Origin of the sequence: Microbacterium sp. NFH-22A-Y (genome assembly GCF_021401375.1) — a bacterium.
Lineage (GTDB): Bacteria > Actinomycetota > Actinomycetes > Actinomycetales > Microbacteriaceae > Microbacterium > Microbacterium hominis.
Genome location: NZ_JACBGF010000002.1, coordinates 737321 through 758193, shown reverse-complemented (window position 1 = coordinate 758193; position 20873 = coordinate 737321). Strand labels below are relative to the sequence as shown.

The 20873-nt window shown below is 70.4% G+C and carries 17 protein-coding genes; 10 read left to right on the top strand and 7 right to left on the bottom strand.

All coding sequences use genetic code 11. From position 1 onward, the window contains the following. Positions 1–13: 13 nt before the first annotated feature. The gene (locus L0965_RS09360) at positions 14–1375 is read left to right on the top strand and encodes an FAD-binding oxidoreductase (protein ID WP_101306792.1); all 1362 of its coding nucleotides are present in this window, start codon (positions 14–16) and stop codon (positions 1373–1375) included. Positions 1376–1457: 82 nt separating this feature from the next. Here the strand turns inward: L0965_RS09360 and L0965_RS09355 are convergent, their stop codons facing one another. From L0965_RS09355 to L0965_RS09330, 6 genes are all read right to left on the bottom strand, one after another. Beyond that, positions 1458–2237 (bottom strand): glucosamine-6-phosphate deaminase, encoded by a 780-nt coding sequence (locus L0965_RS09355; protein ID WP_101306793.1) that lies wholly within the window; start codon positions 2235–2237, stop codon positions 1458–1460. Next, positions 2230–3174, bottom strand: a complete 945-nt coding sequence (locus L0965_RS09350) for an ROK family protein (RefSeq protein ID WP_101306794.1) — start codon at positions 3172–3174, stop codon at positions 2230–2232. The genes L0965_RS09355 and L0965_RS09350 overlap by 8 nt, the downstream gene beginning before the upstream one ends. Continuing rightward, a complete protein-coding gene (locus L0965_RS09345) occupies positions 3174–4013 on the bottom strand; it encodes a carbohydrate ABC transporter permease (protein WP_060960741.1) in 840 nt (279 codons plus the stop codon). Before L0965_RS09345 ends, L0965_RS09350 begins: the two co-directional genes overlap by 1 nt. Beyond that, positions 4013–4972 (bottom strand): carbohydrate ABC transporter permease, encoded by a 960-nt coding sequence (locus L0965_RS09340; protein WP_060960740.1) that lies wholly within the window; start codon positions 4970–4972, stop codon positions 4013–4015. The genes L0965_RS09345 and L0965_RS09340 overlap by 1 nt, the downstream gene beginning before the upstream one ends. 140 nt (positions 4973–5112) lie before the next feature. Beyond that, positions 5113–6390 (bottom strand): extracellular solute-binding protein, encoded by a 1278-nt coding sequence (locus tag L0965_RS09335; protein WP_060960739.1) that lies wholly within the window; start codon positions 6388–6390, stop codon positions 5113–5115. Positions 6391–6452: 62 nt separating this feature from the next. Then, positions 6453–7631, bottom strand: coding sequence for an ROK family transcriptional regulator (locus L0965_RS09330; RefSeq protein ID WP_061781844.1), 1179 nt, complete (start codon positions 7629–7631; stop codon positions 6453–6455). A 112-nt stretch (positions 7632–7743) separates the two neighbouring features. Between L0965_RS09330 and L0965_RS09325 the strand changes: the two genes are divergently transcribed. Together L0965_RS09325 and L0965_RS16765 are read left to right on the top strand one after the other, a co-directional pair. After that, positions 7744–8190 carry a hypothetical protein gene (locus L0965_RS09325; protein WP_232783929.1) on the top strand — a complete coding sequence of 149 codons (447 nt, stop codon included), beginning with the start codon at positions 7744–7746 and terminating at the stop codon, positions 8188–8190. 93 nt (positions 8191–8283) lie between these two features. Beyond that, positions 8284–9789: a L,D-transpeptidase family protein gene (locus tag L0965_RS16765; RefSeq protein WP_101306795.1), complete on the top strand. Its 1506-nt coding sequence runs from the start codon at positions 8284–8286 to the stop codon at positions 9787–9789. Positions 9790–10077: 288 nt separating this feature from the next. On the opposite strand, the gene L0965_RS09315 is transcribed toward L0965_RS16765, so the two are convergent. Beyond that, positions 10078–12294: an NADP-dependent isocitrate dehydrogenase gene (locus L0965_RS09315; RefSeq protein WP_101307267.1), complete on the bottom strand. Its 2217-nt coding sequence runs from the start codon at positions 12292–12294 to the stop codon at positions 10078–10080. A 186-nt stretch (positions 12295–12480) separates the two neighbouring features. Between L0965_RS09315 and L0965_RS09310 the strand changes: the two genes are divergently transcribed. The 7 genes from L0965_RS09310 (at position 12481) to L0965_RS09280 (ending at position 20754) form a co-directional block, all read left to right on the top strand. Beyond that, positions 12481–12933 (top strand): GNAT family N-acetyltransferase, encoded by a 453-nt coding sequence (locus L0965_RS09310; protein WP_060960738.1) that lies wholly within the window; start codon positions 12481–12483, stop codon positions 12931–12933. A gap of 128 nt (positions 12934–13061) precedes the next feature. Then, a complete protein-coding gene (locus L0965_RS09305) occupies positions 13062–14078 on the top strand; it encodes a LacI family DNA-binding transcriptional regulator (protein ID WP_101306796.1) in 1017 nt (338 codons plus the stop codon). Positions 14079–14221: 143 nt separating this feature from the next. Next, positions 14222–15541 (top strand): ABC transporter substrate-binding protein, encoded by a 1320-nt coding sequence (locus L0965_RS09300; RefSeq protein WP_101306797.1) that lies wholly within the window; start codon positions 14222–14224, stop codon positions 15539–15541. Positions 15542–15600: 59 nt separating this feature from the next. Continuing rightward, positions 15601–16563 carry a carbohydrate ABC transporter permease gene (locus L0965_RS09295; protein WP_060960735.1) on the top strand — a complete coding sequence of 321 codons (963 nt, stop codon included), beginning with the start codon at positions 15601–15603 and terminating at the stop codon, positions 16561–16563. Then, positions 16563–17456 (top strand): carbohydrate ABC transporter permease, encoded by an 894-nt coding sequence (locus L0965_RS09290; protein WP_082734265.1) that lies wholly within the window; start codon positions 16563–16565, stop codon positions 17454–17456. The genes L0965_RS09295 and L0965_RS09290 overlap by 1 nt, the downstream gene beginning before the upstream one ends. After that, a complete protein-coding gene (gene yicI, locus L0965_RS09285) occupies positions 17456–19690 on the top strand; it encodes an alpha-xylosidase (protein ID WP_101306798.1) in 2235 nt (744 codons plus the stop codon). The genes L0965_RS09290 and yicI overlap by 1 nt, the downstream gene beginning before the upstream one ends. A 209-nt stretch (positions 19691–19899) precedes the next feature. Then, positions 19900–20754 carry an endonuclease domain-containing protein gene (locus L0965_RS09280; RefSeq protein ID WP_223849531.1) on the top strand — a complete coding sequence of 285 codons (855 nt, stop codon included), beginning with the start codon at positions 19900–19902 and terminating at the stop codon, positions 20752–20754. Positions 20755–20873: the final 119 nt, after the last annotated feature.

Sequence of the window (20873 nt, the reverse complement as noted above, 5' to 3'; positions counted from 1 at the left end):
ACGGGAGACCGCGATGACGACCGTCCTGGACCTCCTGCGCGCCGAGCTGGCCGACCGCATCGACACGAACCCGGCCGCCCTCGACGCGGCGCGGGCCGACAAGTCCGGTCACGCCGCCGTCGGCGCACCGGTGGCCATCGTGCACGCGGCATCCGTGGCCGACGTCCAGGCGACCATGCGCATCGCGACGGCGACGCGCACCCCGGTCGTCGTGCGGGGCGCCGGCACGGGCCTCGCGGGCGGCGCGAACGCGGGTGCCGGCGAGATCGTCCTGTCGATGCGCGCGATGGACCGCATCCTCGAGGTGCGCGCCGATGACCTCCTGGCGGTCGTCGAGCCCGGCATCCTCAACGCCGATCTCAACGACGCCCTCGCCGCTCACGGGCTGTGGTGGGCTCCCGACCCGGCGAGCCGCGCCATCTCGACCGTCGGCGGCAACATCGCCACCGGCGCCGGGGGCCTGCTGTGCGCGAAGTACGGTGTCGTGCGCGACGCCGTCCTCGGCGTCGACGTCGTCCTCGCCGACGGGCGGCTGCTGCACCTCGGACACCGCAGCGTCAAGGGCGTGACCGGGCTCGACCTGACGGCCCTCGTGATCGGCTCGGAGGGCACCCTCGGCGTCGTCGTGGGGGCGACCCTGAAGCTACGCCGCCTCGTTCCCGGCCGCACGCGCACCCTCACGGCGCTGTTCCCCGACGTCCGCGCGGCAGCCGCGGCCGCCTCCGCGGTGACCGCGGCGGGCGCGCAGCCCTCGATCATGGAGCTGATGGATGCCGCGTGCCTCGCCGCCGTCCACCGGCTCCTGTCGCTGCCCGCGCCGCCCGCCGGCGCTTCGCAGCTCACGGTGCAGACCGACGGCCCGTCGGCATCCGACGAGGCCGAGGCGATCGCCGCCACCCTCGTCGCCGCCGGCGGCGAGGTCCGAACGGCCCGCGACGATGCGGACGCCGAGCTGCTGTGGACGATCCGTCGCTCGATGCATCCGGCGATGGAGGCGATGGGCACGACCCTCATCGAGGACGTCTCGGTGCCCCGCAGCGCCCTGCCGGCGATGTTCGACGAGATCGCGCGCATCGAGCGCGAGTACGACCTCGTGATCCCGACGGTCTGCCACGCGGGCGACGGCAATCTGCACCCCAACTTCATCTTCGACGGCGACGAGGTGCCGGAGGTCGTCTGGCGGGCGGCCGACGATCTGTTCCGCTCGGCGCTGCGCCTCGGCGGCACGCTCACCGGCGAGCACGGTGTCGGCGTCCTCAAGCGCCGCTGGCTGGTCGACGAGCTCGGCGACGACCAGTGGGAGCTGCAGCGCCAGATCACCCGCGTGTTCGACCCCCTCGGCATTCTGAACCCGGGCAAGGTCTTCACGCCCTGAGCCGTCCCGTTCATCCGTCCCTCGTTGTCGCCATCCGCGCGTGGACGCGACCGCAAGGGACGGATGAACGCCCTGGGCGGCGTCAGAGGCCCTGCCAGGCCGGCTTGTTCGCGAAGGCGTAGCGGTAGTAGTCGGCGTGCTCCAGGCGGGATGCCGCGGCCTCGTCGACCACGACGGTCACGTGCGGGTGCAGCTGGATGGCCGAGCCCGGCAGCGACGACGTCACGGGACCCTCCACGGCACCCGCGACGGCGGCGGCCTTGCCCTCGCCGAACGCGAGCAGAAAGAGGTGCCGGGCGGAGAGGATCGTGCCGAGCCCCTGCGTGATGCAGTGCATCGGCACGTCGTCGACCGAGTCGAAGAACCGCGCGTTGTCGCGCCGCGTCTGCTCGATGAGGGTCTTCACGCGCGTGCGCGAGGCGAACGAGGACCCCGGCTCGTTGAAGCCGATGTGGCCCGACGTGCCGATCCCGAGGATCTGCAGGTCGATGCCGCCCGCATCAGCGATCGCCCGCTCGTAGTCGTCGCCCGCGTGCGCGATGGTCGCGAGGTCGCCGTTGGGGGTGTGGATGCGGTCGGGATCGAGCCCGAGCGGCTCCACGACCTCCTTCGTGATCACGGAGCGGTAGCTCTCGGGATGCCGCGGGTCGATGCCCACGTACTCGTCGAGCGCGAACCCGCGCACCCGCGAGACGTCGACGCGCTCCAGCCGGGGACGCAGGGCCTCGTACACGGGCAGCGGGGTCGAGCCGGTCGCGAGGCCCAGCACGGCGTCGGGCCGCGCCGCGATCAGGCGCACGATCTCGTCGGCGACGAGGGCGCCCGCGTCGGCGGCGGACGGGACGATGACGACTTCAGCCATGGAAGACAGCCTCCTGCTCAGAGTCGGCGCCGACGATCGCGGCGCCCAGGGCCGCCGCCGGAGAACCGGGCGGCAGCAGGTCGACGCGCTCGCTCAGTCGCAGCGAGCGCAGGAACGGGGATGCGGCGGCGCTCTCCTCGAGCTCGGTCAGCACAGGCCTCAGCATACGGTCGCCGAGCGCGGTGACGCCTCCCCCCAGCACGACGGCGTCCACGTCGCCGGCGAGCACGATCACGCGGATCGCCGAAGCGACGCCGTAGGCGAGACCGCGGCGGAGCGCGATCGCCTCGGCATCCCCCGCGTCGGCGGCGTCGAAGACGTCGCGCACCGGCAGGGCGCCGGGACGCGCCCAGCGTTCGGCGACGGCCGCGCCGCCGCTGAACGCCTCGATGCAGCCGCGCTGACCGCAGCGGCAGAGCGGGCCGGCCGGGTCGACGGAGATGTGGCCGACCTCCCCCGCCGATCCGTGTACGCCGCGCCAGAGGCGCCCGCCGCGCACGAAGCCGGCGGCGATCCCCGTCCCGAGGTTGAGGTACGCCATAGCGCTCGATCCGGCGGCGCCGTGCAGCGCGTACGCACCGACGGCCGCCGCCTTCACGTCGTTCTCCGCGCGCACGGGGATGCCGAGGCGCGGCCCGATCGCGAGTGCGAGGTCGAGCTCGTCGATACCGAGGTTGACGGCGTGCGTGACCGTGGACCCGCCGGGGGCGACCTGCCCGGGCATGCCGACGCCGATCGAGCTGAACACCGACGCGGGACGGCCCACGGCGTCCGCCAGCTCGTCGACCATCGTGAGGATCGTCGCGACGACGGCATCCGCTCCCCACCCGGTCGGACGTCGCAGGCGCGCGAGGATGTGCTCGCCGCGGTCCCCGCCGCCGGACGCGACGACCACGGCGTCGGTCTTGGTGCCCCCGACGTCGAATCCGAGTCGCATCAGCCCTTCACCGCTCCCGACACCAGGCCGCTCGTCATCTTGCCCTGCACGATGAGGAAGAAGACGATGACCGGGATCGCCATGAGGGTCGATCCGGCCATGACGACCGCCCAGTCGGTGGCCTTCGTCGCCTGCACGAAGCTGCGCAGCCAGATCGGCAACGTCTGCGACTCGGGGCGGGTCATGATGACGAGGGCGAAGATGAACTCGTTCCACGCCTGGATGAAGGCGAAGATGCCGGTCGAGACGAGCCCCGGTGCCAGCAGCGGAAAGGTCACCCGCCAGAAGGCCTGCGTGCGGCTGCAGCCGTCGATCATCGCCGCCTCCTCGAGGTCGGCGGGGATGCCGTTGACGAAGCCGCGCAGCGTCCAGATCGTGAACGGCAGCACCATCGCGATGTACACGGCCGACAGGCCGATCACCGTGTTGAGCAGGTGCCAGCCGTCGAGCACGCGGAAGGTCGAGATGATCATCGCCTCGGCCGGGATCATCTGGATCACGAGGATCGCCACGATGAAGCTCTTGCGCGAGCGGAACCGGTAGCGCGACACGGCGATCGAGGCGAGGAATGCGAACACCAGCGCGGCGACGACGGTGAGCAGCGTCACCGCCAGCGACACCCACAGCGCCGGTACGAACCCGCCCTCCCACGCCGCCTGGAAGCTGCGCAGCGTGAACTGGTCGGGCCAGAAGTGCGGGGTCTCGCTCTTGACCGCCGACCCCGGGAGGAAGGCCGTGTTGACCATCCAGTACACCGGGAAGACCGAGCAGACGAAGACGACGACGGCGGCGAGGTTCAGGAAGACGCGCCCGGTGGCGCGCCTCGTGCGGGCGCTCATCAGTCGTCCTCCGAGGTCAGCATGGTGCGGATGTAGTAGGCGGAGATGGCGAGCAGCACGATGACGAGGATCACCGAGATCGCCCCTCCCGAGCCCAGGTCGCCGGTCGCCATCGAGACGCTGTAGATGTAGACGCCGATGGTGTTGGTGTCGGCACGGATGCCGCCGACGGTCTGCAGCGCGTAGATCTGCGCGAACACGCGGAGATCCCAGATGACCTGGAGGATCAACAGCACGACCAGGATCGAGCGGATGTACGGGACGACGATGTACCGGAAGCGCTGCCAGGCGCTCGAACCGTCGAGGGATGCCGCCTCCAGCACCTCGTCGGGCACCTGCGAGAGCCCCGCGTACGTCGAGAAGGCGACGAACGGGATCGCGCCCCACGTGATGATGATGGCCGCGACGCCGAAGAAGCTGAGCGGATCGGACAGCCAGCTGTGACCGATCCAGTTCTGCCCGGTGATCCGGGTGAGCACGTAGTTGACGAGGCCGTAGGACGTGTCGAAGATCCAGCCCCATACGATCGTGCCCGTGAGCGCGGGCATCGCCCACGCCAGCAGCAGCCCGACCGACACGACCGTGCGCATCACCCGTCCGAGCGACTTCATCATGAGCGCGATCGCGACGCCCAGGACCATCGTGGCCGCGGCGCAGACGATCATCAGGCCGAAGCTGCGGCCCAGCACGACCCAGAACTGCGCGTCGGTGAGCACCCGCACGTAGTTGTCGAACCAGACGAACTCGGCGGGCTTGCCGAAGATCTGCTCGCGCCCGTACTTCTGGAACGACATGACGATCAGCTGCAGCAGGGGCCAGCCGATGAAGACGGCGAGCATCACGAGTGCGGGCAGCAGCAGCGCGAGCGGTGTGCGGTCCCGGCGACGGCGACGGCGCGGCGCGGGCGCGGACGGGCGGTCGGTCTCGGGAGAGCGACGGGAGATCAGCGTGGTGGCCATCGCCGGGTCTCCTTTCGTGGTGGTGATGAGGGGCGTTTCGACGCGCTGCGCTCGCTCAACGACCGGGGAGGCGATGCCCCCACCGGTCGTTGAGCGCGGAGCGCAGCGACGAGTCGAAACGCCGGCGAGTCGAAGCGGACTCAGCCGTTGAGGATGGCGTCGATCTGCTCGTCCAGCGCGGTGGCGAGCGTCTTGACGTCGCCGCCGGCGGCGACCTGGACGAAGAAGTCCTGCAGCAGGCCCTTCGCCTCGACATCCGCCCACTTCGGGGAGGCGGGGGTCAGCTTGGCGTTCGCTGCGGCATCCGCGATGATCTTCGCGAGCTCCGGGGTGGCCGCCGCGACCTCGCCGCCCAGCGACTTCTTGGCGGGCACGAGACCGGCCTTGGCCAGGATCGACTGGTACTCGTCGCTGAGCATGATCTCCAGCGCGCTCTTGGCGAGCTCCGGGTTGGCCGACTTCGCCGCGATCCCGATGTTCGAGCCGCCGGCGAAGACCTTCGCCGCGCCGCCGTCCTTGCCGGGGAGCGCGTAGTAGCCGACGGTCTTGCTCAGCGCCGTCTCGGCCTTGTCCTCGTCGGCGACGATCGACCAGTACGCCCAGCTCGGCGCCGACAGCGTGGCGGCCTTCTCGGTGCGGAAGGGCACCCACGCCTCGGTCTCGTCGCCGTCCTTCGGGGCGAGGGAGGCCTTCGTCATGAGCTGCTGCACCTGCTCGATGCCCTTGACCGACGCGTCACTGGACATCTGCGCCTCCCACTTGCCGTCCTTCTGCACGGCGACCTCGCCGCCGTTCTCCCAGATGAACGGGAGGGCGTTGTACCAGTCCTTGCCGGGGAAGTAGACGCCGGAGACGCCGGGGAGCGCCTGCGCGAGCTTCTCGCCGCCCGCGACGTACTCGTCGAGGGTCGTCGGCACCTGCACACCCGCCGTGGCGTACTGGGTGGTGTTGTAGAAGACGATGCGGGCACCCGAGTAGTACGGCGCTGCGTAGAGCTTGCCGTCCCACGAGCCGGCCTCGACGAATCCGGGCAGGAGGTCGTCCCCGCCGATCTGATCCTTGATGTCGGAGATGTCCAGGAGTGCACCGCTGGAGGTGAAGGCGGCCGCCTGCGTGTTGCCCATCTCGACGATGTCGGGGGTGTCGTTGGACGACAGGCTCGTGGTCAGCTTGTCGACGAGCCCGGTCCACTGCTGCTCCTCGATGACGAGCGTCGAGCCGGGGTTGTCGGCTTCGAACGTCTTCTTGAGGTAGTCGCGGGCGTCCTGAGGCGTGTCGGTGCCGACGAGCCAGACCCGCAGCTGCGCCGCTGCAGGCGTGCCCGAGGCGTCGGTGCCGCCCGAGCTTCCGCCCGCGCAGCCGGCGAGAACGACAGCCGAAGCGCCGAGGAGCGCGAGGGCTCCGAGCTTCTTGTTCATGGTGTCTTCCTTTGTCTCTCTTGGTGGTATCGGGGCACGGTGACCCGTCCGTGGATGAGGGGTCAGGACACCCCGAGTTGTCCTGACAGGACCATGACGGCCGCACCGCGGAGGACGATGTCCTCCCCCTGCGCCGTCATCCGCACCTGCACGCCGTCGTGGAACTCGGCGAGCGTCCGGGTGCGCAGTGTCTCGACGGTCGCGGTCGCGAGGGGTCCGTCGAGAAGTTCTGGGATGCCGGAGAGCACGATCTCCGACAGGTCGAGCACGCCCACGATGGGGGCGAGTGCGATGCCGAGACGCGCACCGGCGTCGCGGAGCACGGCGTCGCGGTCCGCGTCGGGCTCCGCGAGCCGCGCCTCGAGGGCGGGCACCGACAGCCACGACTCGAGGCAGCCGATCTTGCCGCAGACGCAGCGCGGCCCGCCGTCGGTGCCGACCGTGACGTGGCCGATCTCGCCCGCGGCGAAGCGCGAGCCGCGCATGGGCTGTCCGCCGGCGAGCAGCCCCGAGCCGACACCGCGGCCGACGCGAACGAGCAGGACGTCGTCGGCGGCGCCGCCGAAGGTGTACTCGGCGAGGACGGCGGCGTTGGCGTCGTTGGCCACGAGCACGGGAAGTCCGAGCTCGGCACGCAGCACCCCTTCGAGGTCGACGTCGTGCCAGCCGAGGTTCGGCGCCGTGAGCACGACGCCGCGGTCGTCGACGATGCCGGGGCTGCCGACACCGATGCCGAGGACGGGCGCGTGCGCATCCGCGACCAGGCGTCGGGCGAGATCGATGACGACGGCGAGGATGTCGGCGGGATCGGCGGGCACGTCGACGTCGAGGCGCGCGACGATCTCGCCGTCGAGGGTGAGCACGGCGCCGAGGAAGCGGTCGGTGCCGGAGAGGTCGAGCCCGACGATGCGGTGCCCCTCGCGGTCGAGGTCGACGAGGATCGCGGGCTTGCCCGGACCGGTCACCTCGCGCAGGCCGCGTTCGGCGACGTAGCCGTCGTCGATCAGCTCGGCGACGAGATCGGAGATCGTCACCCGGGTGAGGCCGGTCTCCCGGGAAAGGTCCGCCCGACTCATGGCACCCTGGTGGAAGAGGGTCTGCAGCACGAGGGAGCGGTTGTGCGCGCGAGCGTGCTCCGGCAGGACCTTCGCCGCGTGACGCAGCGCGCGGCCTGCGCTGAACGACCGGCCCGCGAGGGCGGCCGTCTCGGGGGCGGTGCGCTGCACATCGGATCCGGACATGTTTGTTAGTAGACCTTACGAATCTCCGTTCCGCAAGCGCGGAACGCAATTCGGCAGGACCGTTTACAAAACCGTTACATTGCCCGCCGCGGGCGATCACAGGAGGAGAGACATGACCGCCATGCCGCCGCGCCACCGCGCCCCGCTCGCCGCCGTGATCCTCGCCGGCGCTCTGGCCCTCGCCGGCTGCGCGGCATCCTCCCCCGCCCCCACGCCGTCCGACGGCGACACGCAGACCGTCGCGGAGGCGTGCGACACCGTGCGCGCCGGCGTCGAGGATGCCGCGGCCCAGCTGCAGACGCTCGACCCCGGCGACCCGCGCGCCGCGGTCGACGCCCTCGGCGGGGTCGCGGAACGGCTCGGCGCCGCCGCCGGAACCGTCGGCAACCACGAGGTGGCCGCGCTGCTGCCGCCGCTGCAGACCGGGTTCGCCTCGGCATCCGACACCCTCGAGGCGATCGCGGGCGGCGATCTGTCCCGTCTCACGGCCCTGCAGACCACCACCGACGACATCCGGTCGGCACTGGCCGCGTTCACCCGGATCTGCTCCGGGGGCTGAGCACACGAGCCTCGACGAACGTCTCTGCCGAGCCGGCCGCACCATCCCGTACCATAGGAGGGCGCGGCCGCGCAGAACACGGGGGTGTTGCAAGTGACCGATCCTGGCACGGGGCGAGAGGCGGACCACACGCCCGAGCCCTCGTCGGCGACGCCGACGACCGCCGCGACGGCCGTTCTCGACGGTCCCGTGGACCCGTTCGACGGCGCGGCGCCTCCGTCCGAAGCCCCTCCCGTGCAGTGGGCCCCGGCCGAGCCGGCGCCGAAGAAGAAGCGCCTCTGGCTGTGGATCGGCGTTCCCGCCGGCGCGCTCGCCGTCGGCGTCGTGGCCGCCTCGCTCGTGCTCATCGCCCCCGGCACGGCCGTCGCCGGCGTTCCCGTGGGCTTCCTCACGGCCGGCGCCGCGACCGATGCGATCAGTCAGCGGCTCGGCGCCACCACGCTCGTGCTGGGTGAGGGCGGGCCCACCGTGACGGGCGCTCAGCTCGGTGCGACGGTCGACGCCCGCGCGCTCGCCGACGCCGCCTTCGACGAACGCCCCCTGTGGAATGTGACGCAGTGGTTCGGCGACGCCGTCGATGCCCCCCTGACCCTGGATGCCGAGAAGGCCACCGCGGCGCTGCGCGCGGCCCTCCCCGGAAGCTTCGTCGACCCCGTCCCCGCGGGCGTCGCGTTCGCCGGCACCGCCTACACCGTCACGCCCGCCGTCGACGGCACGGGTCTCGACCTCGACGCCATCAGCGCGGCGCTCCACGACGCGTTCGTCTCGGGGCAGAGCTCCGTGGTCGTCCCGACGACGACGGTCCCGGTCGCCGCACCCGCCTCGACCGAGAAGGCGCAGGCCGCCGCCGACCAGCTCAACGGCATGCTGCAGACCATCGGCTTCTACGTCGGCGACGAGCGCACCGTGCCGGTCGACGCCGCGACCGCCGCGTCGTGGCTCACCGTGACCCCCGACGCCGCGGGGAGCTTCGCGATCACCGCGGACGCCGACAAGATCCAGGCCGCCGTGTCGGGCCTCGCCGCCCTCGTCGACCGCGCGCCGGCGAACGGCACGGTGATCACCAACTCCGACGGCACCGTGCTCGACACCAGCGTGCCCGGCGCCGACGGCCGCACGCTCGGCGACACGAGCGGCGTCGCACAGGAGTTCGCGACGCAGCTCGCTTCAGGCAAGGCGGCGTTCGCCCTCCCGGTGACGGTGACCCCGGCATCCACGACGACGCTGCAGCGCCTGCTCGAGGTGAACCTCAGCGAGCAGATGCTCTACCTGAAGGAGAACGGCGCGGTCGTCGACTCGTGGCCGATCTCCAGCGGTCTGCCGGCGTCTCCCACCTACACGGGGCACTTCCGCATCAACAGCCACATCCGCTCGCAGACGATGACGAGCACCGACCCGAACAACCCGTACTGGAACTACGACGTGCCCAACGTCGAGTGGGTCATGTACTTCAACGGCGACGAGGCCTTCCACGGCGTGTACTGGCACAACAACTTCGGCACGCCGCAGAGCCACGGCTGCGTCGGCATGCCCAACTATCGCGCGAAGCAGATCTACGACTGGTCCCCGACCGGCGTGGACGTGTGGATCCACGACTGAGCCCGGGCTCGCCGCGTTTCGACTCCTCGCTGCGCTCGTCGCTCAACGACCGGGGGTGGGCCCCGGTCTCACCGGTCGTCGAGCGAGGCGCGAACATCGCGCTCTCACCGGTCGTCCAGCGAGGCGCGAATCGCCGAGCCGACCAGGGCCGCGCTCTTACCGGTCGTTGAGCGAGGCGCGGGTACCGCGCTCTCACCGGTCGTTGAGCGAGGCGCGCAGCGCCGAGTCGAAACGCCCCACGCCGGCAACGCCGAAGGCGCGGACCGCAGCCCGCGCCTTCGGTGAGGATCACAGCGCGTCGATGACCGCGTTCAGCGTCGCCGACGGACGCATGACGGCGGTGACCTTCGCCACGTCGGGGTGGTAGTAGCCGCCGATGTCGACGGGGTGCCCCTGCACACCGTTGAGCTCGGCCACGATCTCCTGCTCCGCCGCCGCGAGCTTCTCGGCCACGGGCGCGAACGCGGCCGCGAGCTCGGCATCCGCGCTCTGGTGCGCCAGCTCCTGGGCCCAGTACAGACCGAGGTAGAAGTGGCTGCCGCGGTTGTCGATGGTCCCGAGCGAGCGCCCCGGCGAGCGGTCCTCCTCGAGGAACGTGCCGGTCGCGGCATCCAGCGTGTCCGCGAGCACCTTGGCCTTCGCGTTGCCGGTGAACTCAGCGAGGTGCTCGAAGGATGCCGCGAGCGCGAAGAACTCGCCGAGCGAGTCCCACCGCAGGTAGTCCTCTTCGAGGAGCTGCTGCACGTGCTTGGGGGCCGAGCCGCCCGCGCCGGTCTCGAAGAGTCCGCCGCCGGCGAGCAGCGGGACGATCGAGAGCATCTTGGCCGACGTGCCGACCTCGAGGATCGGGAAGAGGTCGGTCAGGTAGTCGCGCAGCACGTTGCCCGTCACCGAGATCGTGTCCTCGCCCTTGCGCAGGCGCGCGAGCGTGTACCGCGTCGCCTCCTCGGGCGGGAGGATGACGATCGTGATGTCACCGGTGTCGAGCGTCGCGAGCGCCTGGTGCACCTTGCCGATGAGCTGGGCGTCGTGGGCGCGGTTGACGTCCAGCCAGAAGACGGCGGGCACGCCGGTGGCGCGGGCGCGGGAGACGGCCAGGCGCACCCAGTCCATGATCGCGATGTGCTTCGCCTGGGTCGCGCGCCAGATGTCGCCCTTCTCGACGTGGTGCTCGATGAGCACGGTGCCGGCGGAGTCGAGCACCTCGACGACGCCGTCCGCCGGGATCTCGAAGGTCTTGTCGTGGCTGCCGTACTCCTCGGCGGCCTGGGCCATGAGGCCGACGTTCGGCACGGTGCCGATGGTCGCGGGGTCGAGCGGGCCGTTCGCGATCACGTCGTCGATGACGGCCTGGTAGACGCCGGCGTACGAGGAGTCGGGGATGACGGCGATGGTGTCGTCCTCGGCGCCGTCGACGCCCCACAGCTTTCCGCCGTTGCGCACGAGGGCGGGCATCGAGGCGTCGACGATGACGTCGGACGGCACGTGCAGGTTGGTGATGCCCTTGTCGCTGTTGACGTAGCTGAGACGGGGGCCCGACGCGAGGTCCTGCGCGATGCGGGCGGAGATCGCGTCGCCGTCGGCGAGGTCGCCCAGCCCGGCGAGGATCGACCCGAGGCCGTTGTTGCCGTCGAGACCGGCGGCCGAGAGCTGCGCGCCGTAGGTGTCGAAGACGTCGGCGAAGAACGCGCGGACGACGTGGCCGAAGATGATGGGGTCGCTGACCTTCATCATCGTGGCCTTCAGGTGCACGGAGTACAGCACGTTCTCCGCCTTGGCCTGGGCGATGGTGTCGGCGAGGAAGGCGTCGAGCGCCTTGGCCGAGAGGAAGGTGGCGTCGACGACCTCGCGCGGCAGCACCTTGAGGCCGTCCTTGAGAACGGTGACGGTGCCGTCGACGGCGGTGTGGCGGATGCTGAGGACGTCGTCGTGGGCGGCGATCCAGCTCTTCTCGTTGCTCTTGAAGTCGTCGTGGCCCATGGTGGCGACGCGGGTCTTGGACCCGGCGGCGAAGGGCTTGTTGCGGTGGGGGTGCTTCTTCGCGTAGTTCTTGACCGCCAGCGGCGCGCGGCGGTCGCTGTTGCCCTCGCGCAGCACGGGGTTCACGGCCGATCCCTTGATGCGGTCGTAGCGGGCGCGGATGTCCTTCTCCTCCACCGTGGCGGCGTCGTCCGGGTAGTCGGGGATGTCGTAGCCCTGCGACTGGAGCTCGGCGATCGCGGCCTTCAGCTGCGGGATGGATGCCGAGATGTTCGGCAGCTTGATGATGTTCGCCTCGGGCAGGGTGGCGAGACCGCCGAGCTCGGCGAGCGCGTCGCCCACCTGCTGCTCGGGCGAGAGGCGCTGCGGGAAGGCGGCGAGGATGCGGCCCGCGAGGGAGATGTCGCGGGTGTCGATCTCGACGCCCGCCTGCCCCGCGAAAGCCTTCACGATCGGCAGAAAAGAGGCCGTCGCCAGCGCCGGCGCCTCGTCGGTGTGCGTGTAGATGATGGTGGACTCGGGCACGTGTGATCTCTCCGTCGTGAGCGTCGTCGTGGGCGTCGTGGTGAGCGTCGCGGGGTCACCCACCAGGCTATCGCATCACCGGAATATATCTTGACGTCAAGATATCTCCGCCCCCGCTGCCGTGTTGGCGTTTTCTCACCGTTCGGAGGGTGCCGACCATGACCGCGCGCGAGGTAGCCTGATCACATGACCGAGCTGCGCCTCGAGGAACTGTCGGCCGCCACCATCGTGGCGGTGAACACCATGTCGCTCAAGCCGGGTCAGGAGCAGTACCTCGCCCCCACGAGCTACGCCGTCGCCGGGACCGTGGCCAATCCGAGCACCGCGTGGCAGCGGGTGGTGCTCGACGGCGACGAGGTCGTCGGCTTCGTCAGCGCGAACTTCGATCCCGACGCGCTGCACGAGCACTTCCGCTCCGTGCTCTGGCGCATCAACGTCGACGCCGACGACCAGGGCCGGGGCGTCGGCCGCTTCGCGGTCGAGCAGCTTCTCGAGGAGGCCCGCGCCCGCGGAATGGACCACGTGCACGTGATCTACGAAGAGGGCCAGGGCGGCCCCGACGCCTTCTTCCGTCGCGTGGGGTTCACTCCGGTCGATGAGACCGAGTTCGGCGAGGTCGTCGCCGAGATCCGCCTGTAGGCGCCCGCGTCGTTCGCACGTCACCGTTTGTTGCCAATATCCACAAACCTCTTGCGTCGATGACGCGGAGGGCTCTATCGTGATCTCCAGCTTCGCTCGAAGCGCTTCGATACGACAGAGGAGTCGGCATGGCACGCATCGACGAGGTGGCTGCGGCCGCCGGCGTGTCCATCAGCACCGTGTCCTACGCGCTGAGCGGCAAGCGCCCCATCTCCCCTGACACGCGCCGCCGCGTCATCGACGCCGCGCACCGGCTCGGGTACGCCCCGAACGCCGGAGCCCGCATGCTGGCGGGTCGCCTCACCCACATCTTCGCCCTCACCGAGCCGCTGCGACGCGAGACCCACGCGCCGACGCACATGTCCTTCGTGCTGGCGGCGGCCGTCGCGGCGCGCCGCCACGACTACGACATCCTGCTCCTCACCGACCAGCAGGCCTCGGCCGGCATGCAGCGGGTGACGGCCTCGGGTCTCGTCGACGCGATCCTCGTGCTCGACGTCGCGCCCGACGACGAGCGGGTCGCCATCACCCGCTCGATCACCACGCCGACGGTGTTCATCGGCATCCCCGACGACCACGAGGGCCTGGACTGCGTCGACCTCGATTTCGAGGCGGCCGCACGACTCGCCGTCGACCGCGTGGCCGACGCGGGTCACCGCCGCATCGCCCTCATCGGCCAGCCGGCGAGCACCTACCGACTGTCCAACTTCCCTCCCCGCGTCCGCCGCGCCGTCGCCGAGCACGCGGCGCACCGGGCGCTCGAGCACTCGTTCGCGACGACGGGCGAGGTCGTCACGGATGCCGACGCGGTGCGCGCGGCCGTGAACGACGCGCTCGACGCCGGTGCGACCGCACTGCTGCTGCACGGCGTCGACGACATGCACGCCGCCGTGCTCGCCGCCCTCGCCGAGCGCGGGGCGGAGGTGGGCGCGGACGTCTCGATCGTCTCGATCGCGGCATCCTTCGACACCACGAAGCTGCCGACCCAGCTCGACACCATCCCGCTGATCCCCGAGGCGTCGTGCGATCTCGCCGTCGACCTCGCGCTGGCGCGGATCGACGACCCGCGCCGGCCCGCCGGCATCCACCTGCTCGCACCCGTGTACCGCGACGCGGGCTCGGTGACGACTCCCCCGCACGCGTGACCGCTTCTTCGGAAGCGCTTTCGTTCGCCGTTCATCGAAGCGCTTCGACAGACTTCACCTCCTGACCCGCAACTGAACACCGGCAACTGAACACCGCAATCACAGACCGGGCCGATGGCGGCCCACCGAAAGGAGTGCCGACGATGGCACGAATCACAGGGCGGACGCGGGCACTGACCGCCGCCGTCATCCTCACCGCCGCGGCGCTGAGCATCAGCGCCTGCTCCTCCTCCGGCGACACCGGCACAGGCAGCACCGACGGCGCCGGCCAGACCCTCAAGCTCTGGCACTACGAGGGCGCCGACAGCGCGATGGGCAAGGCCTGGGCCGAGGCCATCGACGTCTTCGAGAAGGAGACCGGCGCCAAGGTCGAGTTCGAGGAGAAGTCGTTCGAGCAGATCCAGAAGACGGCCAGCCAGGTGCTCGACACGGATGCCGCGCCCGACGTCATGGAGTTCAACAAGGGCAACGCGACCGCCGGCTTCCTCGCGTCGACGGGACTGATCAGCGACATCTCCGACGCCGTGGCGAAGTACGGGTGGGCCGACAAGCTCGCTCCCTCGCTGCAGACGACCGCGAAGTACACCGACAAGGGCGTCATGGGCGGCGACACCTGGTACGGCGTGCCCAACTACGGCGAGTTCGTCGGCGTCTACTACAACAAGGACGCCTTCGCCGCGGCGGGGCTGGAGATCCCCACCACGTACGACGAGTTCGTCAAGGTGCTCGACGCGTTCGTGGCGAAGGGCATCACCCCGCTCGCCGAGGCCGGCGCGGAGTACCCGCTCGGCCAGCTCTGGTACCAGCTGGCGCTGTCCCACGGCGACCGCGACTGGGTGAACGACTACCAGCTCTACAAGAACCCGGTCGACTGGCAGGGCGCCGAGACGACCTACGCCAGCGACACCCTCAAGGACTACGTCGCCAAGGGCTACGTCGCCAAGGACGTCTCCTCGATCAAGGCCGAGGATGCCGGGGTGTCCTTCATCAACGGCACCTCCCCCATCTTCGTGTCGGGCTCGTGGTGGTACGGACGCTTCACCGAGCAGGCCACCGGGTTCGACTGGACGATGCAGGCCTTCCCGGGCTCGAAGCTGTCGCTCGGCTCGTCGGGCAATCTGTGGGTGGTTCCGGAGAACGCGAAGAACAAGGACCTCGCCTACACGTTCATCGACATCACGATGCGACCGGAGATCCAGGCGATCATCGGCAACAACGGCGGCCTGCCCGTCGCGGCCGACCCGAAGGACATCACCGACCCGAAGAGCCAGGAGCTCATCTCGGTCTTCAACGGCGTCCTCGACCAGGACGGCCTCTCCTTCTACCCCGACTGGCCGGCTCCGGGCTTCTACGACGTGATCGTCCAGCAGCTCCAGGGCCTCGTCACCGGAACGCAGGATGCCGCGACCACCAACGCGAACCTCGGCAAGGCCTACGACGAGGGCACCGCGGACTACCGCTGACCGACCGGTGGGGGCGGCCTCGTGCCGCCCCCACCCCCGCTCCCGAACGAAAGCACCGCATGTCGCTCACAACACGCTCTCGGCGCACCCCGGTCGTCGACGACGAACCCGCCATCCCGCAGCGCGGAGGCGGACGCGGCGGGTACTGGCTGTACCTGCTGCCCGGCTTCGTCCTGTTGCTGGTCATCGTCATCGTCCCGCTGGTGTGGAACGTCTATCTCACCTTCACGAGCTGGAAGGGGGTGCGCGCACCCGAGTTCATCGGCGTCGACAACTGGATCAAGCTCGTCGGCGACGACGCGTTCTGGACCTCCTTCCTCAACTCCGTGTGGATGGTCATCGCCATGGTGATCGTGCCGACGATCGTCGGCCTGATCGTCGCCGCGCTCCTGTTCGACGTCGTCGGACGCAAGTTCGGCGGCCGGGTCGGCAGCTTCCTGCGCGCGACCTACTACCTCCCGCAGATCCTGCCGGTGGCCGTCGCCGGCATCGTGATCGGCTGGATCGTGCGGCCGGGCGCCGACGGCGCCCTCAACCAGCTGCTGGCCGCCGTCGGCATCGCCCCCGTCGACTGGCTGGGCCAGATGCCCTCCGCGCTCATCGTGCTCATGGTGGTGCTGGTGTGGGTGCAGATCGGCTATCCCGTGGTCGTGTTCATGGCGGCGCTGCAGCGGGTCGATCCCGAGTTGTACGAGGCCGCCGAGCTCGACGGCGCCAACTGGTTCCAGCGCTTCGCGTCCATCACCGTCAGCATCATCCGTCCGGAGATCTTCGTCGTCACCCTCACCTGCACGATCGCGGCGCTGAAGGTGTTCGGTCCGGTCTACGTCATCACCCGCGGCGGCCCCGCCGGCGCCACCCTCGTGCCGTCGTACTACGCCTACCAGGAGTTCTTCACCAAGCGCGACGTCGGCTACGGCGCCACCATCGCGACGGTGCTGACGATCGTCGTCGTCATCGTGTCGATCGTCTTCATCCGGGTGCAGAACTCCCTCGAACGCAAGGAAAGGGCGGGCCTGTGATGGCTGCCGGAACCGTACTCACGACCGCGATCCGTCCCCGACGCGCCCCGCGCGGACGCGGCGGCATGGTCACCAAACGCGGAGTCGACTGGCTGATGCTCGTGCTGGTCGCGGTCGGCGCCCTCCTGGTGATCGCGCCGTTCTACCTCGTGCTGGTCAACTCGTTCAAGTCGCCGACCGACTACGCGAACTCGGGTCCGCTCGCCCTGCCGCACGCCCTCGACTTCACCGGCATCACCAAGTTCTGGGAGCGGGTCAACTTCCCGCAGAAGGTCTGGAACTCCCTCTTCATCTCCGGGGTGGTCGCCGTGCTCGCGGTGCTGATCTCGATGCTCAACGCGTTCGCGATCGGCATCGGCCGCGTCCGCGGCCGCACCTGGATCGTGCTGCTGTTCCTGCTGGCGAACCTGCTCCCCCAGGAGGCCCTGCTCTACCCGCTGTACTACATGTTCAAGTCGGTCGGCCTCTACGACAACGTGTGGTCGGTGATCATCATCTTCACGGTCGTCCAGGCCGCGTTCGGCACCTACCTGCTGTCGTCGGTGTACGGCACCTTCCCCAAGGAGGTGCTGGAGGCGGCATCCCTCGACGGCGCCGGACGCTGGACGATCCTGTGGCGCGTCGTCTTCCCGATCAGCCGTCCCACGCTGTCGGTGCTGCTCATCTTCTTCTTCATCTGGACGTGGAACGAGTTCCTCATCCCGCTGACGTTCCTCGCCTCGAACGCGAACCAGACCGTGCCGGTGGCGATCAGCGTGCTCCAGGGCGACCGCCTCATGGACGTGACCACGACCAGCGCGTCGGCCCTGCTGGGCATCATCCCGACGCTCATCTTCTTCCTCATCTTCCAACGCACCCTCACCCGGGGCATCACGGCAGGAGCAGTCAAGTAATGAAGTTCACCGACGGGTTCTGGCAGCTGCGCCCCGGAGTCAGCGCGCTCTACGCGCAGGAGGCGTACGACCTGTGGCAGATCGCCGACACCCCCGACGGCCCCGGGCTGATGGTCACCGCGCCCACCGCGGTCATCGCGCGGCGCGGCGACGTGCTCAACCGGCCCGTGCTGACCACGACCCTCTCCTCGCCCGCCGAAGGGGTGATCCGCGTGCGGATCGCGCACCACACCGGCGCCGCGTGGCACGGCGGCTTCCCGATGCCGGGTGCCGGCGGGTCGGCCGACCGCGTCGAGATCACGGAGACCCAAGGTCTCGTCCGCGCCGGCATCCTCACCGCTCGCGTCGGGGCCGGCGCCCCGTGGGACCTCTCCTTCGAGGTCGACGGCCGCCGGGTCACCGGCAGCGGCCACAAATCCCAGGGCTATCTGCGGGTGGCCTCCGACGCTCAGGTCGACACCGGCATCGTCGGCAACGCCCGGGCCGGGCAGCGCACGGACACCGCCCCCGCCTACGTGCACGAACAGCTGGAGCTCGGTGTCGGCGAGCTCGTCTACGGCCTCGGCGAGCGCTTCGGCCCGCTGGTGAAGAACGGGCAGACGGTCGACATCTGGAACGCCGACGGGGGCACCTCGAGCGAGCAGGCCTACAAGAACGTGCCGTTCTACCTCACCACCCGCGGCTACGGCGTGCTCGTCAACGACCCCGGCCACGTGTCGTTCGAGGTGGGGTCGGAAGCCGTCGAGCGGGTGCAGTTCTCGGTGCCCGGCGAAGTGCTGGAGTACTTCGTGATCGCAGGGCCGACGCCCGCCGACGTGCTGCGCCGCTACACGGCCCTCACCGGCCGGCCGCCCGTGGTGCCGGCGTGGTCGTACGGCCTGTGGCTGTCGACGAGCTTCACCACCGCCTACGACGAGGCGACCATCACCTCGTTCATCGACGAGATGGCGGCCCGCGAGCTGCCGGTGTCGGTGTTCCACTTCGACTGCTTCTGGATGCGCGAGTTCAACTGGTGCGACTTCGAGTGGGATGCCCGCGTGTTCCCCGACCCCGACGGCATGCTCGCGCGGCTCCACGAGCGCGAGCTGCGCGTGTGCGTCTGGATCAACCCCTACATCGCGCAGCGCTCGCCCCTGTTTCGCGAAGCGGCGGATGCCGGCTACCTCGTGCGCCGCGCGGACGGCTCGATCTGGCAGTGGGACCTCTGGCAGGCCGGCATGGGGCTGGTCGACTTCACGAACCCCGCTGCGACCGCGTGGTATCAGGAGAAGCTGCGGGCGCTGATCGCCCAGGGCGTCGACTGCTTCAAGACGGACTTCGGCGAGCGCATCCCCACCGACGTGGTGTGGGCCGACGGCAGCGACCCGCAGCGCATGCACAACCTCTACACCGAGCTGTACAACCGGGCCGTCCACGACGTGCTGGTCGCCACCCGCGGCGAGGGCGAGGCCGTGCTGTTCGCCCGTTCCGCCACGGCGGGAGGGCAGAGCATGCCGGTGCACTGGGGCGGTGACTCGACCTCGACCTTCACCTCGATGGCCGAGACGCTGCGCGGAGGTCTCTCGCTCGCGATGAGCGGCTTCGCGTACTGGAGTCACGACATCGGCGGTTTCGAGGGCACGCCCGATGCCGCCGTGTTCAAGAGGTGGACGGCGTTCGGTCTGCTCAGCTCGCACTCGCGCTTCCACGGGTCGGACTCCTACCGCGTGCCGTGGGCCTTCGACGAGGAGGCCGTGGCGGTGACGCGCCGCTTCACCCACCTCAAGATGCGGCTCATGCCGTATCTGCATCAGCTCGGCGTCGACGCGGCGCGCACCGGCATCCCGCTGCTGCGGCCCCTGGCGCTCGAGTTCCCCGGCGACCCGGCCGTCGCCTACCTCGACCGCCAGTACATGCTGGGCCCGTCGTTGCTGGTCGCGCCCGTGATGTCGGCGGACGGGGAGGTGGAGTTCTACCTGCCCGACGGCGAGTGGACCTCGCTGCTGAGCGGCGAGCGCGTGAGCGGCGGGCGGTGGCGGCGCGAGACCCACGGGTTCGATTCCCTGCCGCTGTACGTGCGGCCGGGCGCGGTGCTGCCGTGGGGCGCGCGCGACGACCGGCCGGACTACGACTACCTCGACGGTCTTGAGCTGCGCGTGTTCGCGGGCGGCTCCGGGACGCGGGAGGTCGTCGTCACCGCCCCCGACGGTCGCCGCCAGACGTTCGAGGTCGACCTGGACGCGCCGACCCCCTGACCCGGCCGTCGGGTGTTCGGGTTCGCGTTCGCGGATTCGGACAATGGCGACAGATGCGGATGCCGTGGGCTGCAGCATCCGCATCTGTTCACGTCCTCCGCATCCGCTGCGGGCGCGTCGGCTCCTCCCCAGCCATGGCGGTCCGGCGAGTTGTGCACGACAGCGCGCGGATCGGCGTGCGGAGGCGTGCGGGCGGGCAGGCTCGGACCGTGGGGATCCGAGAGCTGGTGGAGGCGGGTGGCGGCATCGTGCATCGGCGAGCCGTGCTGGATGCCGGCATCCGCCCCACCACGCTGCGAGCGGCCATCACGGCGGGCGAGGTGCGCCGCGTGCGCCGCTTCTGGGTGGCCACGGACGCGGCCCCGGCCGCGCTCGTGCACGCGGCGGAGGTCAGTGCGCGGGTGGCCTGCGTGTCGGCGGCTCGTCACCGCGGCTGGTGGCTGCCGCCGGAGATCCCGACGGGTCCGCACCTGCACGTGCCCGCCCACGCGCAGCGCCCTCGACCCGACGAACGCTCCGGGGACGGCGTGGTCGTCCACTGGGATACGCCGCTGGTGCCGTCGCACCCGCACGTGCTCGTCGAGTCGGTTCCCGACGCGCTGGCGCACCTCGCCCGGTGTCTGCCCCACGAGGATGCGCTCGTCGTGTGGGAGTCCGCCGTACGCCGCGAACGGCTCGACCCGGACGTGCTGCGGCGCTACCGCTGGCGCACGCCCGATGCGCGGCGACTGGCGGCGGAGGTCACGGGCCTCAGCGATTCCGGCCTCGAGACGCTCTTCGTCTCGCGGATACGTGGGATCGGCCTCGACGTCCGCCAGCAGGTGCTGCTGCTCGGACACCACGTCGACGGCCTCATCGGCGAGCGACTCGTCGCGCAGCTGGACGGCTTCGCCTTCCATTCCTCGGCCGCCGATCGGGGCCGAGACCTGAGCCACGACCGCGAGCTGACGGCGCGCGGGTACACCGTGCTGCGCTTCACCTACGCCGAGGTCGTGCATCAGTGGCCCCGGGTGGAGGCCGCGATCCTCCGCGCGGTCGCGCAGGGCCTTCACCTCGCGCGCTGACACCCCGCCGCCACCGGATTCGGATCACGTCACCACATGCGGATGCCGCGAGCCCTCGCATCCGCATCTGCTGCCCATCTCCGAATCTGCGGCAGGGCGCCCAGCCCAGCCCAGCCCGC

Bases quoted from the DNA above. Each gene is read 5' to 3' on its own strand.
- L0965_RS09305 (WP_101306796.1), top strand. From the start codon at position 13,062: ATGGCACGCATCGACGAGGTGGCTGCGGCCGCCGGCGTGTCCATCAGC.
- yicI (WP_101306798.1), top strand. From the start codon at position 17,456: ATGAAGTTCACCGACGGGTTCTGGCAGCTGCGCCCCGGAGTCAGCGCG.
- L0965_RS09300 (WP_101306797.1), top strand. From the start codon at position 14,222: ATGGCACGAATCACAGGGCGGACGCGGGCACTGACCGCCGCCGTCATC.
- L0965_RS09340 (WP_060960740.1), bottom strand. From the start codon at position 4,972: ATGGCCACCACGCTGATCTCCCGTCGCTCTCCCGAGACCGACCGCCCG.
- L0965_RS09310 (WP_060960738.1), top strand. From the start codon at position 12,481: ATGACCGAGCTGCGCCTCGAGGAACTGTCGGCCGCCACCATCGTGGCG.
- L0965_RS09290 (WP_082734265.1), top strand. From the start codon at position 16,563: ATGGCTGCCGGAACCGTACTCACGACCGCGATCCGTCCCCGACGCGCC.
- L0965_RS09345 (WP_060960741.1), bottom strand. From the start codon at position 4,013: ATGAGCGCCCGCACGAGGCGCGCCACCGGGCGCGTCTTCCTGAACCTC.
- L0965_RS09295 (WP_060960735.1), top strand. From the start codon at position 15,601: ATGTCGCTCACAACACGCTCTCGGCGCACCCCGGTCGTCGACGACGAA.
- L0965_RS09330 (WP_061781844.1), bottom strand. From the start codon at position 7,631: ATGTCCGGATCCGATGTGCAGCGCACCGCCCCCGAGACGGCCGCCCTC.
- L0965_RS09350 (WP_101306794.1), bottom strand. From the start codon at position 3,174: ATGCGACTCGGATTCGACGTCGGGGGCACCAAGACCGACGCCGTGGTC.
- L0965_RS09325 (WP_232783929.1), top strand. From the start codon at position 7,744: ATGACCGCCATGCCGCCGCGCCACCGCGCCCCGCTCGCCGCCGTGATC.
- L0965_RS09355 (WP_101306793.1), bottom strand. From the start codon at position 2,237: ATGGCTGAAGTCGTCATCGTCCCGTCCGCCGCCGACGCGGGCGCCCTC.
- L0965_RS09335 (WP_060960739.1), bottom strand. From the start codon at position 6,390: ATGAACAAGAAGCTCGGAGCCCTCGCGCTCCTCGGCGCTTCGGCTGTC.
- L0965_RS09360 (WP_101306792.1), top strand. From the start codon at position 14: ATGACGACCGTCCTGGACCTCCTGCGCGCCGAGCTGGCCGACCGCATC.